Origin of the sequence: Morganella sp. HMSC11D09 (assembly GCF_001807955.1) — a bacterium.
Taxonomy (GTDB): domain Bacteria; phylum Pseudomonadota; class Gammaproteobacteria; order Enterobacterales; family Enterobacteriaceae; genus Morganella; species Morganella morganii.
Map to the genome: position 1 here is coordinate 45,413 of NZ_KV791659.1, position 15,772 is coordinate 61,184.

Genomic DNA, 15,772 nt, shown 5'->3' on the forward strand with positions numbered 1-15,772 from the left:
CAATGGATTGCTATGCTGACAACTTTTATTAATGCGATCAAAAGCAGGCCGGAGATCGCGGTACTGCTGATTATGGTGATGGTGATCGCTATGCTGATCATTCCGCTGCCGAAAATGCTGGTCGATTTTCTGATCGGGCTGAACATCGTTATTTCTATCCTGATGTTACTGCTCTCTTTCTATATCACCCGGATTCTGGGGTTTACCTCTTTTCCGGCACTTTTGCTGATCACCACACTGTTCCGGCTGGCGCTGTCCATCAGTACCAGCCGTCTGATCCTGCTGGATGCGGATGCCGGGAATATCATTCAGTCATTCGGTGAATTTGTTATCGGCGAAAATATTGTGGTCGGATTTGTGATTTTTGCCATTGTTACCGTGGTGCAGTTTATTGTCATCACCAAAGGGTCGGAGCGTGTGGCGGAAGTGGCGGCACGTTTCTCTCTCGACGGTATGCCCGGCAAGCAGATGAGTATTGATGCGGATCTGAAATCCGGCCTGATTGATAATGAAGAGGTGCGCAAACGCCGGAAAGAGCTGGAGCAGGAGAGTCAGATGTACGGTGCGTTTGACGGCGCGATGAAGTTTATCAAAGGGGATGCAATCGCCGGAATTGTCATCATTTTTGTGAATTTTGCCGGCGGAATTGGTATCGGTGTTGCGCAGATGTCGATGCCGTTCAGTGAAGCGCTGAGTACTTACACACTGCTGACGATCGGGGATGGCCTGGTGGCACAGATCCCGGCGTTGCTGATTGCCATCAGCGCCGGGTTTATTGTCACCCGGGTCAGCGGCACCAATCAGAATTTAGGGGCCAATATTGTCAGGGAGCTGTTTTCCCATGATTTTACCCTGATAGTGACCGCTGTTCTGGCGCTGTGTATGGGAATGCTGCCGGGGTTTCCGGCTGGTGTTTTCGGTCTGCTGGCTGCCGGGCTGCTGTTGTTTTACGGAATGCGCCTCAGACAAAATAAGCAGAAGCAGGCATCTGATCCGGCAAAAAGCCGCTCTGACAGCCGTTCTCCGGCGGTATCTGCGTCGTCTGCGGGGGATTTTGCGCCGCGCGGACTGACGGCGGAAAATAATGAAACGATTCCGCTGATTATCACCCTCCACACCTGTTATCAGGCTATGTTTGAAAAACAGAAGATGACGGCATGGTTGCAGGAGGAATTTGCCTTCCGTTTCGGTTTCTTTTTACCCGGCATCATTATCAATTACAGCCGTGAGATACCGGAAAATAAATCGGTGATCTTAATTAATGAGATTCAGTCCGGTGTGATTTACAGCTATCCGGATAAATACAAAGTGACAGAAATAAATGATGCCTTTGAGTCACTGGATATTGAACCGTTCGTGATTGAGCCGGAAGGCGGGGAGAAAACCGTCTGGACGGATAAAAAACACGATGAGATATGCCGGGCAGCCGGCATGAGAACAGAACCCGGTGTTATGGTATTTTTCAATGAATTCAGCCGGATAATGACACAAAATATTCAGGAGCTGCTTGGCATCCAGGAAACCAAAACATTGCTGGATAATATTGAGAATAAATATCCGGAGCTGCTGAAAGAGTGTTACCGCTATTTATCTGTTCAGCGTATTGCGGATGTCTTTCAGCGGCTTATCGCTGAGCAGATCTCTGTCCGTAATATCAAAATTATCCTCGGCGCACTGGTACAGTGGGGGCAGAAAGAAAAAGATCCGCTGGTACTGGTTGAGCATGTCCGCAGCCACCTGGCCCGTTACATCTCAGCGCATTTTGCCTGTGATCAGGTCCTGCGGGCGGTGGTGCTGTCAAACCCGCTGGAGGAGATGATCCGTCAGGGGATCCGCCAGTCTGCCGGAGGTACTTTTATCAATCTCGAACCGGCGCAGCTGGATCATTTTTATGATGCGATGTCATTGGTGATGACGCCGCTGCGGCACCGGCGGGATATTGTTTTCCTGACGGCAATGGATGTCCGCCGTTTTGTCCGGAAACTGACTGAAATGCACTATCCGGGTATTGCCGTGCTGTCATTTTCTGAAATTGTTCCGTCGGCGCAGGTGTCGGTGATTGACTCTGTTTAATGTTATAACAAGGAAACTGAAGATGGATCTTGCAACACTGGTTACAGAAGGAATGAAGCTTATCGGACGCGGTGATTTGGTGCCGGAAGGCAGCTCACTCGATAATCATTCAACAATCTCATTATCGCTGGGGGAACAGCAGGTCATTCATATTGCGGTGGTTGATGAATATCCGGTTATCTGGATGCCGTTGCAGACTGATTTACCGGCATTGCTGCCGGAGGTAAAAGGCGGTTTGCTGGATATTCTGACAGAAGAACCCGCCCCTCTGTTTTATCCGGGCTCACCGGCGCTGCGGCAGACAGATAACGGCGCGGAGCTGGTCGGGTGTTTCAGTCACAATGCTGTCAGCGGCGCGGAACCTTTTGTGCAGGCGCTGGATCAGTTTGTCCGCCTCTGTCAGCAGTGTCACACACTGATCCTCAGAGGCTGACGATGCTGAATGCACTGCTCAGTCAGCGGGCATTTCCGGTGCATATCCGCGGGTATTATCTGGAAGCGCCGTTGCCGGATGTCTTTATCGGGGAAATTTGTCTGTTATGGCAGGATGTTACCTGTCGCGTACTGCTCGGCCGGGCTCAGGTGGTGGGCTTTAATGAACACAACACGCTGCTGAGTCTGATCGGACAGGCCGCCGGGCTGACACTGACAACGGTTATCGCACCGACGGGTAGTGCAGTAACACTGACATTCACACCGCAAATTCCGGGCTCGGTGATTGATCCGTCCGGTAATACCCTGGCCCGTCTGAGTGAGATAACAGAGCCGGATAACCGGAGTATCATCCGCCCCGTCAGCGGTGAGGCACCGGATGTGCTCTCCCGGCAGCGTATCACGGAGATTTTGCCGACCGGTGTGAAAGCCATTGATGCTCTGCTGACCTGCGGAAAAGGCCAGCGGCTGGGGATTTTTGCCGGTGCCGGCTGCGGTAAAACCGTGCTGATGAATATGCTGATTGAGCATGCGCAAGCCGATATTTTTGTGATAGCCCTGATTGGCGAACGCGGCCGGGAAGTGACCGAACTGATTGATGAACTGCGCAACAGCCCGCAGGCGGCAAAATGTATCCTGGTCTGCTCGACATCCGATAAACCGGCGGTTGACCGCTGTAATGCGGCGCTGGTGGCAACCTCACTGGCGGAATATTACCGTGATGAGGGGAAAGAGGTGATCCTCTTTGTTGATTCACTGACACGCTACGGGCGGGCGTTAAGGGATGTGGCACTGAGTGCCGGGGAAGTTCCTGTCAGGCTGGGGTATCCGGCATCGGTATTTGAGCAGTTACCGGCACTGCTGGAGCGCCCGGGGGCGACGAAAACCGGCGTGATCACGGCTTTCTATACTGTTTTACTTGATAGCGAGAATGAGCCGGACGGCTTTGGCGATGAAGTCCGTTCCATTCTCGACGGACATATTTATCTCTCCCGGCGACTGGCGATGCAGAATCACTATCCGGCGATTGATATCCCGGCCAGCATCAGCCGTGTCATGTCACAGATTGTTTCACCGCAGCATCTGGCGGCTGCCGGGCATTTCCGGACACTGCTGGCGAAACAGAATGAGCTGAAACTGCTGGTGGAGCTAGGAGAATATAAACCCGGGCTGAATGCGGAGAATGATAAAGCGGTTGAGCTCACTCTGCCGATGCGCCATTTTTTGTGTCAGTCACCGGCGGAATCCGTTGCGGCGGATGAAACAGGCAGATTACTTGAACAGCTCACACAATGAATTACAGCAACTGATCGCGCATTTCAGTCTGAAAGAGCGCTGTGTCCGGGCGGCACTGGCACAGCTGCACCAGCGCTACCGGCAGGAACAGGAAAATAAAGATAAGCTATTGTTGTTAATCAAAGGATTAGAACAGCAGATCCTTGAGTTTGAATGCCGCGGATTATTATCGTACACCGCACTGAATGAACTCAGGCGCAAACAGGCAATCTATCGTAAACAGATCCCGGATGTCCGTGCCAGAGTGGATGAATCATCCCTTCAGCTGGCGCAAATCTCGGATGATATTGCTGAGAGTAATAAAACAATAAATAATCTGAGAAAGAAACTTATTAAGTTTGAACAATATAATAAACAATGAATTTATTTTTTAAATATAAGCAGGACGCTGTAATGAATATTAATCGTTGTTGCCTGGAAGCTGAGCAAGATTTTCCGGAAGGTCATGTTAATCAACGGGTGACTGATTTTTTATCCGGAATGACAAAAAATAAAAAAGAAAATAAACATGACAGTGCTATCCCGGTGATTTATTCACTGTTCTGTCCGTATGATGATAAATGTTATCATGGCGATATATTATATCCCGGGGGGATGATAAAAAATCATAGCAATCATCACCGGAAAGTTCATGATGTTATACTGGTATATCCGGAAAATAATAAAATAAAGAACAGTATATTCAGGGATAATGTCGCCACGGAACCTTCCGGTGATATCTCACATAACATGCTATCAGCGGATAAACCAAAAAACGTTCCGGCAGAGGAGGAAGATTATTCAGGCGCTGATATCTCAGCAGAAGAAAAGATACCGGCGGGCAGTGCAACAACTGAGTTACCGGAAATACCGTTTTTTCTGAACCATCCGCCTCCGGGGATAAAGACGGAAGTAAAAAATCAGCCATTGCGGCATTATGAACAGGGAAGAGGTACTCAGGAAAAAATACCCCTGTTCGTTTACCATACGGAGAAAAATGCGTTATCTCCGGCGTACAGCAGAGCTGATTATTATTGCTCTTATCATTTCAGACAGAAATATCAGCCACCGGAACCGGTTCATATTTACAGAGATAATCCGGGAGGGTTTAAATTAGAAACATATTCAGAATCCCTGAAGCGACGACTGAAATCAGCAGTAAATATAAACGGAATTGATAATATTGATATAATATAAGCGGATGAAATAAATGCATTATGATACCCATCAGATAATGGACTATCTGAGCTGTTATCTGCCGGAAAAAAAAGAAAATACCAAACGCGCGATTAAATGTCATTTAATTAATACTCAAAATATATTGGAGGTTTTAATTGATGTTGAATCCTTTTTTTCTGAACTGATTGGTGAAAATACGATCCCCTGGGAAATCGTTCCTGAAAATTATCTTATTGACCTGATAAATGAAAATAAGAAAGAGATTCGGCTGCCTTTTTTTTCAGCGGAGAGTTATTTTCCTGAGTTCAGGACGGAAAACATCGCTGTTAATCCAACCCGTAAACTTGCTTTCCGTCAGGGAAATATTGATTTCACTCTGATTGGCGCCCGTGGCCGGTTTGATATTAATGGCCCGCCACTGACCCCGGATCTCTCTGTTCCGGTGAATGCCGGGATTTATATCGGTTCAACCCGGGCATTCACGGGTGTGATTCAGCAAATCAATGAAGGCGATATCCTTTTTATTACACAATACCAGCGATTTCTGAGAGCAGGAGGCTATTTTCAGATGACACTGAAACAGGAGCAGGAGGACACGGTTATCACCGGACGCGGAATTATTCCGGAAGTGCCGGCTACCACAGCGGAAACGGCAGTTTTTGACAGCCGCAGAGTGCCGGTTCAGGTGGATTTCCTGCAGTACCGCAGAGTGTTTCCGTTATCGGAACTGATGGCGCTGCAACCGGGCGATACACTGCCGCTGCCGGCGGCGGATAATCACCTGATCACGCTGGAAATCAGCGGGCAGCGTTTTGCACAGGGGGAACTGGTACGTATCGGGGAACAATACGCCGTGGAAATTCATCATATCTTTCATAAGGGTGAATGATGACTGACAGCGCTGTTTCGATGATGCTGATGCTGGCCGCAGCATCTGTTCTGCCCTTTATTCTGGCGGCCGGAACCTGCTACCTCAAATTTTCCATTGTTTTTGTGATGGTGCGCAACGCCCTGGGGGTTCAGCAGGTGCCGTCAAATATGGTACTCAATGCGATTGCGTTTATTCTGGCGATGGTGGTGATGTTTCCGCTGGTCAGTAAAACCTATGCGTATATTAATGAAAATCCGGTGGAATTATCTCAGCCGGAATCACTGTCGCGTTTTACGGATGAGGGGTTACAGGATTACCGGGACTATCTCTTCCGTTATGCCGATAAACCTCTGCTGTATTTTTTTGCGCAAACAGACGTTGATGAGGATGCTGAACCGGAACTGAGTGATGCCCGTGATATCGCATTCTTTCCCCTGCTGGCCGCCTATGCGCTGGGGGAAATCAAATCTGCTTTTCTGATCAGCTTCTATCTCTATCTGCCGTTTATCGTGATTGATCTCGTGGTGTCCAGCGTTTTGCTGGCGCTGGGGATGATGATGATGAGCCCGGTCACACTCTCGGTACCGATCAAACTGATCTTATTTATTGCCCTTGATGGCTGGTCGCTGTTATCCACCAGTCTGGTGTCTCAGTATCTCGAACTTATGGACATATAACATGGATGTGATTTATGCAGCGGATAAAGGAATTTATCTGGTGATTATGTTATCGCTGCTGCCGGTGAGTGTGGCGACCGTCGTGGGTCTGACGGTCGGCCTGCTGCAGACTGTCACGCAGATCCAGGAGCAGACACTGCCCTTCGGGCTGAAATTGATTGCTGTGTTTGTCTGCATCCTGATGCAGCTCAGCTGGCTGGGGGATTCGATGCTCAGTTATGCCCGTGAAATGTTCTCACTGGCGCTCAGCGCAACAGCGGCAGGTTAGTTCCCGGTGTCGTTATTCTCCTGGCTTCATGACCTTTTTCAGAACGCGCTGTTAAGTAGTGTGCGGTTATTTGCGGCGTTCTCTTTTTTGCCGTTTCTGAATGATAAATTTATCCTCAGCCGGACCACGCGGGGCATTATTATTTTTCTCATGGCGCAGTGTCTCAGCGGAAATGGAGACTACCCGGCGGCAGAGTTCTCAGTGGTCAATATACTGAGTGAGATCATTACCGGCATGGTAATGGGGTTGGTTTACAGCACGCCGTTTTTTATTTTTTCCGCCTTCGGTGAATATATTGATAACCAACGGGGGGCGAATATCAGTGATACCGCTGATCCGACAACAGGGACCGATGCATCACCGTTTTCCACCTTTATGAATCTGTTTTCTGTCTCGTTTTTTTTGCTCAATGACGGTTTTGTGTTACTGATGACATCCGTTCAGGATAGTTTCCGGTTGTTACCGCCGGGTACATTGCTGACGGAAATCCATTATGCGGCGGTATTTGACTGGCTGACAAACAGCCTGTCACTCTCTTTGCTGTTTTGTATGCCGGTACTGATTATCTTATTTATTTCTGAAGTCAGCCTGGGCATTCTGGCCCTGTACAATTCACAACTGAATCCGTTTTCCTTATCACTTTCAATAAAAAGTATTATTGCCTTTCTGCTGGCGCTGCTGCTGTTTCGCAGCACAACAATGACGGATGTGACAGTGCTGTTTGATACTTCCCCTCTGACTCACTTTTTGAGGGGGAACGATGGCTGAAAAAACCGAAAAACCCACCAGTAAGAAACTAAAGGACGAATCGAAAAAAGGGAATACGTTCAAATATAAAGAACTGCTCTCCACAACCGGCTATGTGACGGGAATAGTGTATCTGCTTTACGTTGCTGACTGGTCAGCATTCTCCCGTTTTTATCAGACGGTATTGCGTAATGTGAATCACTTGTCACTCTCTGTTTATATACAGATGTTATCGGATATCTTTTTTCAGATGGTGTTACCGCTGATTATATTATGCGGAGTGAGTGTCAGCTTTGTTTCTCTGATGCAGACCCGTTTTGCTGTTGCGACGGAAGCGATTAAATTTGATTTAAAGAAAATTGATCCCATCGCCGGATTCAAACGGATTTTTACCAAAAAATCCCTGAAAAATCTGGTAAAAGCACTGATATCACTCATTGTGTATTTATCTGCCGGTTATACCTTTATTACTCTGTATACCGGCGATATTTATCAGTTAATTACGGCACTTTTCTCTGAAGTGAGTGAGAGCTTTCTCTATTTCACCGGCCGCTATATCTTTATTTTTATCCTGCTGCTGATGCCACTGCTGGTGGTTGATTACATCGTTGAATATTTTTTCTTTTTTAATGACATGAAAATGGAAAAGCATGATGTTAAACAAGAGTATAAAAACAGCGAAGGTAATCAGGAAATAAAATCAGCCCGCAAACAGCAGCACAGAGAATTGCTGAATGCGGAAACCAAAGAATTGATAAAGAATTCGGATATCGTGGTGGTTAACCCGACGCATATTGCCGTTGCTATCTATCTTGATCCGGAAAACGGCGTTATGCCGCTCATTACCGTGAAAGAGAAAGGCGTGTATGCGCTGGCTGTGCGCTGCTATGCCGAAAAGCACAGGGTGCCGGTTGTCCGGGATATCCGCCTGGCCCGGACGTTATTCCGGAAATATCATGTCTTTGACACCATTATTGATGATGATCTGGATAAGTTTCTCGATCTCTTACTGTGGCTGAATGACGCAGAGCAGGCTGCACTTGCCGATAGTGAACCGCACTAATATGTATCAGCAGGATGGTGCTGAGGCGTATTTTATGAAAGTGATTATCAGCCGGGTCAGATAGTATTGCCTGACTTGATAATCCAATATTATTAAGGGGTTTTTGTTATGGATGACAATACAGATTTTGATATTAAATCTCTGATCGGGAATATTTTTTCTCATCTGGAAAGTGGAAACATTTCTGATCTTCTGATGCCAAAGAATAATGAGGATTTTTCGGATGTTTATTCTCTGGCGTGTGATTATTATGATAAAGGGCTTATAGAACAAGCTGAGAATATTTTTCGTTCACTCTGCTTATATGACTTTAGCAATGTGGATTATTTACTTGGATTAGCTGCAGTTAAACAGGTGCAAAAACAATATCAAAAAGCGATTAATCTTTATAGTTTAGCTATTAATTTAGATGAAAACAATGCATCGATATATTTGTATGCAGGACAATGCTATTTATACACAGGTGAGAAAGAATCAGCGATAAGCAGCTTCAATCATTGTCTTTCATTAGCGTGTAATGATAATGAGCGGGAACAAGCAATACATTATATATCAATGCTGGAAGGTGGATTATGCGTTTGGAAAATTGGTTGAAAGTAAATAAAGAAGTTGATGATCTCAGTTATAATTCCTCATTGCATAATGATTTTATGAGACTTGGGATAATATATGATGCGCTCACGGTTACAGAGAGAATTTCGTATGATGAAGCTGTGAAATATATAAGAGGATACTACGATATAGTAAATGATAGTAACTTTAAGAATAATATTAAAAATAAAGTTATAATGCATGAAGAGTGTGCAGAATTGATTAATAAAACGAGGGTGATTGTTGATAGAATTGAACAAGAACAGATTAAATCTATGGCGGGTAGATTTTGGGAACACTTTTATGAAGATAAAGTAAAACAAATTTATAGCGAATTAGATAGGATTAATTATATTCTGTCGGATCCTGACACTACAAGAGAACAAGCATTAAAAGAACTTGAAGCATATGATATATTAATGAAGGATAAAGAAAATATAAAGGCAATTAATAATGCTGGTGATAATATTTCAGAGAAAATAAGATTGATAAATAAAGGTATTCAGGAGTATTTTATCATTAGGGATATGGTCACATTTGGTTACTTTGTTGAGAGAATGGATAATGTCAGTGTGTATGCTTATGATATTTCAGTTAAATATCAGCGCGAAGGTATGAACAAATATGTTGATTATTATAAAAGCGTAGCAACAAAATTAAATACATTTGGTGATTATATTGATGAGCCCATCAATGATGGAAAGCAGAATAAGGTATATAAAAGAAAGTTTTATACTGAATTATACAACACTATGAAACCTTATTTTTATTATGGAGATTCTGTTGGCCATACTTTATATACAGGTAGTATGAAGATAGTTAAGGTCGGTGACGATAAATTTAATGTTCTGGTTGATGATAAAGTAATAGAAGAAAATTTATCATATAAAGATGCATATAGAAAAATGGAATATTTCTTTTCTTGTCATGAGCCGGTTATTAAAGGGACTAAATTATGTAAAATATTTAAACCCGTACTGGATGAATTTAATAATGTTATTGGCTTAGAAGGGAAGGTTGAACAGTTTCTATTTCCTTATGAACTTTATAGTTTTATGGACTTAGCAAGCGATGAAAAAGGACTTAATCGTATAAATGAAAATTTTGATAAATGTTTCAAGGATAAATCACCAGATTTATCAAGGTGGAATAATGTTAATGAAAAATCAATAGCGGCTACCAGTGATGTAAAATATACCAGGGAAATTTTGAAAAAAAACTATGATGCAGGATTCATTAGTTATTATGAAAATGAAGAAGAAAGAAATGAATATTCTAAGTTTTATCAACATGAAATAAATAGTATGAATCAAAAAATAGATGGGGCTAAGAAAGGACTTCAATTAACGTTGGATGAATACACTCAGCGGTATAACACTATAAATAGTAACTATGACAATATGCTGAGAACAATTACAACAATGATTAGCGAATTGGCTCAGGAATTAAAGGGATTTTTAAGATTCTGATATAAAAGGGAATTGTATGACTGTAATTATTGATAAAACATCAGATTTTGGTGTTTTAAATACCACAACGTCAAGTGAAAGTGTAAATAAAAATTCAGGTGCAAATAAACAAAATCGTGTTAACGATCCTATCGGAGAGTTTAGCAAGGTGATGGTTAGTGATGTTAGTAAAAAATCAACATCAGCTAATGATGGAAAGAAAAAATCAGAATTAAATAAACCGAAATTGGATAACCCAAAGTTAAATAAAGATACCGCAGGCAGTGAAAGTACTACGGAAAGTAAAAATACCCCGGAAAGTAAGGATACCACAGACAGTAAAGATACTACGGGTAAGAAAAAAGGTGGATTTTCACTTAATGAATTACATTCATTGCTGACGGTTTTTTATTCTGAAGAGAAATTTAAAATTAATTCAAGAGCTCATGGGTACAATCTTAAATTCATCAAGGAATTATGGTCTGATAATAAAGTAAATCAATTATCAGAGCTTATTTCTGAATCCGGGGATTTGATTAATGACCATATTGAAGCAACGGCAGAGTATTATTTCTCACAAATGGGCAGTGAGCTGTTGGGAAAGATGCCGGATGGTGAGCTGAAAAATAAATTAACCGGTAATGGTGTTGATAAGTTTAAAAGTAAAGATGAAATTTCTTTATATTTAAGAAGTAAAACAAATGCCGATGAAGTTATTAAAAATATCAATTCGGAGTCAGTGCTTTATAAGGATAAAACCAAGTTATTTAAATCATTTTCTGATGAGATGAATAAATTTCCTGTGCTGGGTGATGAACTCGGTTCTCTCATTGCCGGAAATCGTGAGGAGATTACGGCTGAATTAAATTCATTACATGAAATGGCCGCTCTTCAGGATGAAGCGAAAGATATTGTGAAAGATATTTCTGATATATTCGGCTCTCAGCGTAAGTCTGATATGAATTATAGTAAATCATTAACTATTTTGATGGGTAAAATAGCAGATCTGCGGAATAAGCTAGCACAGCGTAAACTTGAAAATGATCGTCTTATAGCCACAATTCAGCAAAAAACATTGCAGGATAAAACCGATGCTGACGGAGCTGAAATGGCAAAAAAAATAAAAAAAGCAGAGCGTTTACAGGCCCTTTTTAAATGGTTAGGGCCATTATTGATCGCATTAATGGTTATATTAACTGCTCTGACTGGTGGTTTACTGGCAAAAGCACTGGCCGCAGTGATTGTGGTTGTCACTATTATTAGTGAAATTGTTAAGGCGGCGGGTGGCCCGGATATTATGGCAACAATAATGACACCGGTGACAAAATTGGTGGAAGTTGTCCAGAAGTTTATTAAAGATATGGCTATGAAAATTGGCCAAAAACTTGGGCTGCCACCGGCTGAGTTAAAAAAACTGGAAGAAAAAATGGAAATTATTGCCATGGTACTTGCAGTTGTTGTTGTGATGGCGGTGTTTGCTGCTGCAGGTGCTGTTGCCGGAAAAGTTATCGGTCAGGTGGTATCAGAATCGGTAAAGGAAATATTGAGACAGGTAATGGTGGAGGTTAAAAGATTATTAATTTCAATGATGCTGACATCTACTGTCGTTAACGGTATAAATTCAGTCACTCAGGCAGAACTTAATAAAGATGTAATGAAATTAAACGCTGATATAGATTTAGATCAGGAATTACTGGATAAGTTGATGGAATTGATGGAAAAAATAATGGCAGCTTTTTCAGAATCACAGCAGGATTTAAATAAAATGAAAGAGCAGTTAGGTAAGATAGGAAAAGACGATTTTCAGCGTAAGAAGGCTATTATACAGTCAGGGCCATTAGCTGTTTAATTTAAAAAGGAATTTATTATGACGACGATAACCACAGCAAATAATACGAAGCAGGTTTATTCACCGGAAATTGATAGTATTATTTCAGTAAAAAAAGATTTACAGGAAATAAATATTGATCCTGAAGTTATAAAAGAGATTACAAAAAATAACAGTATAAAGAGCACAGAAGTTACAGATGAGCAAATTTCTGCTGAGATCCGTACCCGTGCAGGCTCGCTGATGCCCTCTCTGTTATCTGTCAGTGATCAGAAATGGATGAAATTAGCCATAGAATTATGCAAAGTACTGAATGATGATTCACTGAGCCAGCAGGAACGCCAGAATAAGCTGGATGTAGCTGTTATTGAACTGGCAAAAGAATTAAAAAATATGAAATATAAGGAAGCCGAACTTCTGGTCAAAGCAGCCGTCACCGGTGCGTTAGTTTCTATTGGTATTTCTATTGTCGGTGCTGCTATGTCAATAAAGGGGATTGATGTGGCTAATCCGACGGCACCGACACCCGGCGGAATAGCGGGGCAGGCCATGTCCGGACTGTCCCAGCCGGTTAGCCAGGTATTCGTACAATTTATTCAGAAGCAGGTTACTGAGTTACAGGGTGATGCTGAAGTTGTTCGCGCGCAAAAAGATCTGAAGCTGAAAAGCGGTTCCGTTCATGGTAAAGCTTCTAATGACGCGCATGAATTAAATAAAAAAGTAATGGATATGTTTAACCGTTATCTTGATAACAAGCAGGCGACATCTGGTAACTTGCTTAATAATATGCGGACATAATCTCTTCTGTGCTCATAAATCCGGGCCGCTTCTGACAGCGGCTTTTTCATGTTCTTTCTCATCATGAAGAAAATTCATCATGTTTTGCCACTTCGGTTTTGATCCCGGCAGTGAATACCGGTATAACAAAGGAATGTCTAAACGTCTAGACGTCTAAATAAAAATATTCACCTGTGCGGTAAGGAAGAACACATGAAACTTGAAACGCTCTCTGTCCATGCCGGTTATTCGCCGGATCCGACCACCAAATCCGTCGCGGTTCCTATCTATCAGACCACCTCCTATGCCTTTGATGACACACAGCATGGTGCGGATTTGTTTGATCTGAAAGTCTCCGGGAATATCTACACCCGTATCATGAACCCGACCAATGATGTGCTGGAGCAGCGTGTGGCGGCTCTGGAGGGCGGAATTGCCGGGCTGGCGGTGGCATCGGGCATGGCGGCGATCACCTATGCGATCCAGACCCTGGCCGGCGTCGGCGACAATATTATCAGTGTCTCCAAACTCTATGGCGGTACGTATAATTTGTTTGCGCATAATTTTCCGCGCATCGGGATCGACGTCCGTTTTGCTGATCATGATGATTTCGCACAACTGGAATCGCTGATTGATGACAATACCAAAGCCGTTTTCTGCGAAACCATTTCCAACCCGGCGGGGCATATCGCTGATATTGAAAAACTGGCGGAAATCGCTCACCGTCACGGCGTTCCGCTGATTGTCGATAACACCGTTGCCTCTCCGGCGCTGTGCCGCCCGATTGAATTCGGCGCGGATATTGTGGTGCATTCATTGACCAAATATATCGGCGGACACGGTTCATCACTGGGCGGGATTGTTATCGACTCCGGAAAATTCCCGTGGCAGCAGCATGCGGATCGCTTTGCGGTTCTGAATACCCCGGATCCTTCCTACCACGGCGTGAACTACAGCGAACACTTCGGTGCGGCGGCATTTATCGCCCGCTGTCGTGTGGCGCCACTGCGTAATACCGGCGCAGCACTGTCGCCGTTTAACAGCTTTCTGATTCTGCAGGGACTGGAAACACTGGCGCTGCGCATGGAACGTCATACCGGAAATGCCCTGCGTGTTGCGCAATACCTGCAACATCATCCGCAGGTTGCCTGGGTGAAATATGCGGGTCTGGCAGATAGTCCTGAACATGCACTGGCAAAAAAATACGTGAAAGGCACACCGGCATCAATTATGTCTTTCGGCATCAAAGGCGGAGCAGAAGCAGGAGCGAAGTTTATCGATGCCCTGAAACTGATTGTCCGTCTGGTCAATATCGGTGATGCGAAATCCCTGGCCTGCCATCCGGCCACCACCACCCACCGTCAGCTGAATGAAGCCGAACTGGCCCGTGCCGGGGTATCACAGGATATGATCCGGTTGTCCATCGGTATTGAGCACATTGATGACATCCTGGCGGATATCAGTGCGGCACTGGACAGTGCGAAATAATATTAACAATCAATAAAATATAACCATAACAATATGTTCCGGAGATAGTATGAGAAAAATTATTGTATCGGCACTGCTCGCCTGCACCACATTACTGGCCGTGTCCTGCTCGCAGAATGACGATGAAAAACCACTGAAAGTGGCGATTAACACCGGGCCGGATCAGGCTATCTGGGAAGAAGTGGTCAAAGTCGCTAAGGAGAAGCAGGGGCTGGATGTTGATGTTATCGCCTTTAATGACTATGTCCTGCCGAATGAAGCGCTGCGCAACAATGATGTGGATGCCAATGCATTCCAGACCGTGCCGTACTATGAGGCGCAAAGCAAAGAACGCGGTTATCAGTTTGAAGTTATTGGTAAAACTTTTATCTTCCCGATAGCGGCATACTCAAAGAAAATCAAATCCGCAGCCGAACTGCCGGACGGTGCAACAGTGGCTATCTCTAACGAAGCCACCACGCTCGGCCGCAGCCTGCTGTTGTTACAGGCTCAGGGGCTGATTAAACTGAAAGACGGCGTCGGTTATCTGCCGACCACCCTGGATATCATTGAAAATCCGAAGAAACTGAAGTTTGCGGAGATCGATACCCCGCAACTGACCCGCACACTCGATGACCCGGATGTGTATCTCTCCATTATCAACAATAACTTTTCATCTCAGGTCGGATTATCCGCCGCCCGTGACGGTCTGTTTATGGAAGGGGCTGATTCCCCGTATGTGAACCTGATTGTGGTCAGAGCAGCAGATAAAGATAATGAGAAGCTGAAAAAACTGGTCGCGGCATTCCAGAGTGATGAGGTGCTGAAAAAGGCCGATGAGGTGTATAAAGGCGATGCTGTCCGGGCCTGGTAAATACGCGTCATCCTTCCGTCCATAGCTGCGTTGGCTTCGTTCGTCCATCCGGGTCACATACTGATGTATGCTCCCCGGATGTCCTCACTTTGCCGCCTGGCTCTGAACGGAATGATTTAACGTATACGCGTCATCCTTTCGTCCATAGCCGCGTTGGCCGCATTCAGGGGCACGGGTCACATACTGGTGTATGCTCCCCGTG

Annotated in this window: 16 protein-coding genes; all 16 read left to right on the top strand. The window is 44.4% G+C overall.

The features are described 5' to 3' along the window. Positions 1-12 precede the first annotated feature (12 nt). The 16 genes from HMPREF3119_RS02355 to HMPREF3119_RS02430 all read left to right on the top strand — a co-directional run bounded on the left by HMPREF3119_RS02355 (position 13) and on the right by HMPREF3119_RS02430 (position 15,570). Positions 13-2,073: an EscV/YscV/HrcV family type III secretion system export apparatus protein gene (locus HMPREF3119_RS02355; protein WP_070578271.1), complete on the top strand. Its 2,061-nt coding sequence runs from the start codon at positions 13-15 to the stop codon at positions 2,071-2,073. Positions 2,074-2,095: 22 nt separating this feature from the next. Then, positions 2,096-2,506, top strand: coding sequence for an InvB/SpaK family type III secretion system chaperone (locus tag HMPREF3119_RS02360; protein ID WP_049242822.1), 411 nt, complete (start codon positions 2,096-2,098; stop codon positions 2,504-2,506). Between the two features lie 2 nt (positions 2,507-2,508). Further along, on the top strand, positions 2,509-3,801 hold the full coding sequence (gene sctN, locus HMPREF3119_RS02365) for a type III secretion system ATPase SctN (protein ID WP_036418100.1): 1,293 nt from the start codon (positions 2,509-2,511) through the stop codon (positions 3,799-3,801). After that, the gene (locus HMPREF3119_RS02370) at positions 3,782-4,162 is read left to right on the top strand and encodes a hypothetical protein (protein WP_004234815.1); all 381 of its coding nucleotides are present in this window, start codon (positions 3,782-3,784) and stop codon (positions 4,160-4,162) included. The genes sctN and HMPREF3119_RS02370 overlap by 20 nt, the downstream gene beginning before the upstream one ends. Before the next feature lie 32 nt (positions 4,163-4,194). Then, complete coding sequence (locus HMPREF3119_RS02375; RefSeq protein ID WP_049246627.1) at positions 4,195-4,977, top strand: hypothetical protein; 783 nt, start codon at positions 4,195-4,197, stop codon at positions 4,975-4,977. A gap of 13 nt (positions 4,978-4,990) precedes the next feature. Then, entirely contained in the window at positions 4,991-5,848 is an 858-nt protein-coding gene (locus HMPREF3119_RS02380) for a FliM/FliN family flagellar motor switch protein (protein WP_036418102.1), read from the top strand. Between the two features lie 20 nt (positions 5,849-5,868). Next, positions 5,869-6,507, top strand: a complete 639-nt coding sequence (locus tag HMPREF3119_RS02385) for an EscR/YscR/HrcR family type III secretion system export apparatus protein (RefSeq protein WP_371257984.1) — start codon at positions 5,869-5,871, stop codon at positions 6,505-6,507. 1 nt (position 6,508) lies between these two features. After that, positions 6,509-6,775 (top strand): type III secretion system export apparatus subunit SctS, encoded by a 267-nt coding sequence (gene sctS / locus HMPREF3119_RS02390; RefSeq protein ID WP_004234819.1) that lies wholly within the window; start codon positions 6,509-6,511, stop codon positions 6,773-6,775. Positions 6,776-6,781: 6 nt separating this feature from the next. After that, the gene (gene sctT, locus HMPREF3119_RS02395) at positions 6,782-7,543 is read left to right on the top strand and encodes a type III secretion system export apparatus subunit SctT (RefSeq protein ID WP_015422275.1); all 762 of its coding nucleotides are present in this window, start codon (positions 6,782-6,784) and stop codon (positions 7,541-7,543) included. After that, positions 7,536-8,585 (top strand): EscU/YscU/HrcU family type III secretion system export apparatus switch protein, encoded by a 1,050-nt coding sequence (locus tag HMPREF3119_RS02400; RefSeq protein ID WP_070578274.1) that lies wholly within the window; start codon positions 7,536-7,538, stop codon positions 8,583-8,585. The genes sctT and HMPREF3119_RS02400 overlap by 8 nt, the downstream gene beginning before the upstream one ends. Positions 8,586-8,693: 108 nt before the next feature. Beyond that, on the top strand, positions 8,694-9,179 hold the full coding sequence (locus HMPREF3119_RS02405; protein WP_036418103.1) for a tetratricopeptide repeat protein: 486 nt from the start codon (positions 8,694-8,696) through the stop codon (positions 9,177-9,179). Further along, the gene (locus tag HMPREF3119_RS02410; RefSeq protein WP_070578278.1) at positions 9,158-10,645 is read left to right on the top strand and encodes a hypothetical protein; all 1,488 of its coding nucleotides are present in this window, start codon (positions 9,158-9,160) and stop codon (positions 10,643-10,645) included. Before HMPREF3119_RS02405 ends, HMPREF3119_RS02410 begins: the two co-directional genes overlap by 22 nt. Before the next feature lie 16 nt (positions 10,646-10,661). Further along, positions 10,662-12,473, top strand: coding sequence for a YopB/SseC family type III secretion system translocon subunit (locus HMPREF3119_RS02415; RefSeq protein WP_004234827.1), 1,812 nt, complete (start codon positions 10,662-10,664; stop codon positions 12,471-12,473). Between the two features lie 18 nt (positions 12,474-12,491). Continuing rightward, positions 12,492-13,250 carry a hypothetical protein gene (locus HMPREF3119_RS02420; RefSeq protein ID WP_070578281.1) on the top strand — a complete coding sequence of 253 codons (759 nt, stop codon included), beginning with the start codon at positions 12,492-12,494 and terminating at the stop codon, positions 13,248-13,250. A gap of 192 nt (positions 13,251-13,442) precedes the next feature. After that, complete coding sequence (locus tag HMPREF3119_RS02425) at positions 13,443-14,717, top strand: bifunctional O-acetylhomoserine aminocarboxypropyltransferase/cysteine synthase (RefSeq protein ID WP_070578284.1); 1,275 nt, start codon at positions 13,443-13,445, stop codon at positions 14,715-14,717. Positions 14,718-14,766: 49 nt separating this feature from the next. Beyond that, positions 14,767-15,570: a MetQ/NlpA family ABC transporter substrate-binding protein gene (locus HMPREF3119_RS02430; RefSeq protein WP_004234831.1), complete on the top strand. Its 804-nt coding sequence runs from the start codon at positions 14,767-14,769 to the stop codon at positions 15,568-15,570. Positions 15,571-15,772 lie beyond the last annotated feature (202 nt).

What these genes read in the sequence shown, in the direction of transcription:
- HMPREF3119_RS02355 (WP_070578271.1), top strand. Translation starts at nt 13, where the DNA reads ATGCTGACAACTTTTATTAATGCGATCAAAAGCAGGCCGGAGATCGCG.
- HMPREF3119_RS02360 (WP_049242822.1), top strand. Translation starts at nt 2,096, where the DNA reads ATGGATCTTGCAACACTGGTTACAGAAGGAATGAAGCTTATCGGACGC.
- sctN (WP_036418100.1), top strand. Translation starts at nt 2,509, where the DNA reads ATGCTGAATGCACTGCTCAGTCAGCGGGCATTTCCGGTGCATATCCGC.
- HMPREF3119_RS02375 (WP_049246627.1), top strand. Translation starts at nt 4,195, where the DNA reads ATGAATATTAATCGTTGTTGCCTGGAAGCTGAGCAAGATTTTCCGGAA.
- HMPREF3119_RS02380 (WP_036418102.1), top strand. Translation starts at nt 4,991, where the DNA reads ATGCATTATGATACCCATCAGATAATGGACTATCTGAGCTGTTATCTG.
- HMPREF3119_RS02385 (WP_371257984.1), top strand. Translation starts at nt 5,869, where the DNA reads ATGATGCTGATGCTGGCCGCAGCATCTGTTCTGCCCTTTATTCTGGCG.
- sctS (WP_004234819.1), top strand. Translation starts at nt 6,509, where the DNA reads ATGGATGTGATTTATGCAGCGGATAAAGGAATTTATCTGGTGATTATG.
- HMPREF3119_RS02400 (WP_070578274.1), top strand. Translation starts at nt 7,536, where the DNA reads ATGGCTGAAAAAACCGAAAAACCCACCAGTAAGAAACTAAAGGACGAA.
- HMPREF3119_RS02405 (WP_036418103.1), top strand. Translation starts at nt 8,694, where the DNA reads ATGGATGACAATACAGATTTTGATATTAAATCTCTGATCGGGAATATT.
- HMPREF3119_RS02410 (WP_070578278.1), top strand. Translation starts at nt 9,158, where the DNA reads ATGCGTTTGGAAAATTGGTTGAAAGTAAATAAAGAAGTTGATGATCTC.
- HMPREF3119_RS02415 (WP_004234827.1), top strand. Translation starts at nt 10,662, where the DNA reads ATGACTGTAATTATTGATAAAACATCAGATTTTGGTGTTTTAAATACC.
- HMPREF3119_RS02420 (WP_070578281.1), top strand. Translation starts at nt 12,492, where the DNA reads ATGACGACGATAACCACAGCAAATAATACGAAGCAGGTTTATTCACCG.
- HMPREF3119_RS02425 (WP_070578284.1), top strand. Translation starts at nt 13,443, where the DNA reads ATGAAACTTGAAACGCTCTCTGTCCATGCCGGTTATTCGCCGGATCCG.
- HMPREF3119_RS02430 (WP_004234831.1), top strand. Translation starts at nt 14,767, where the DNA reads ATGAGAAAAATTATTGTATCGGCACTGCTCGCCTGCACCACATTACTG.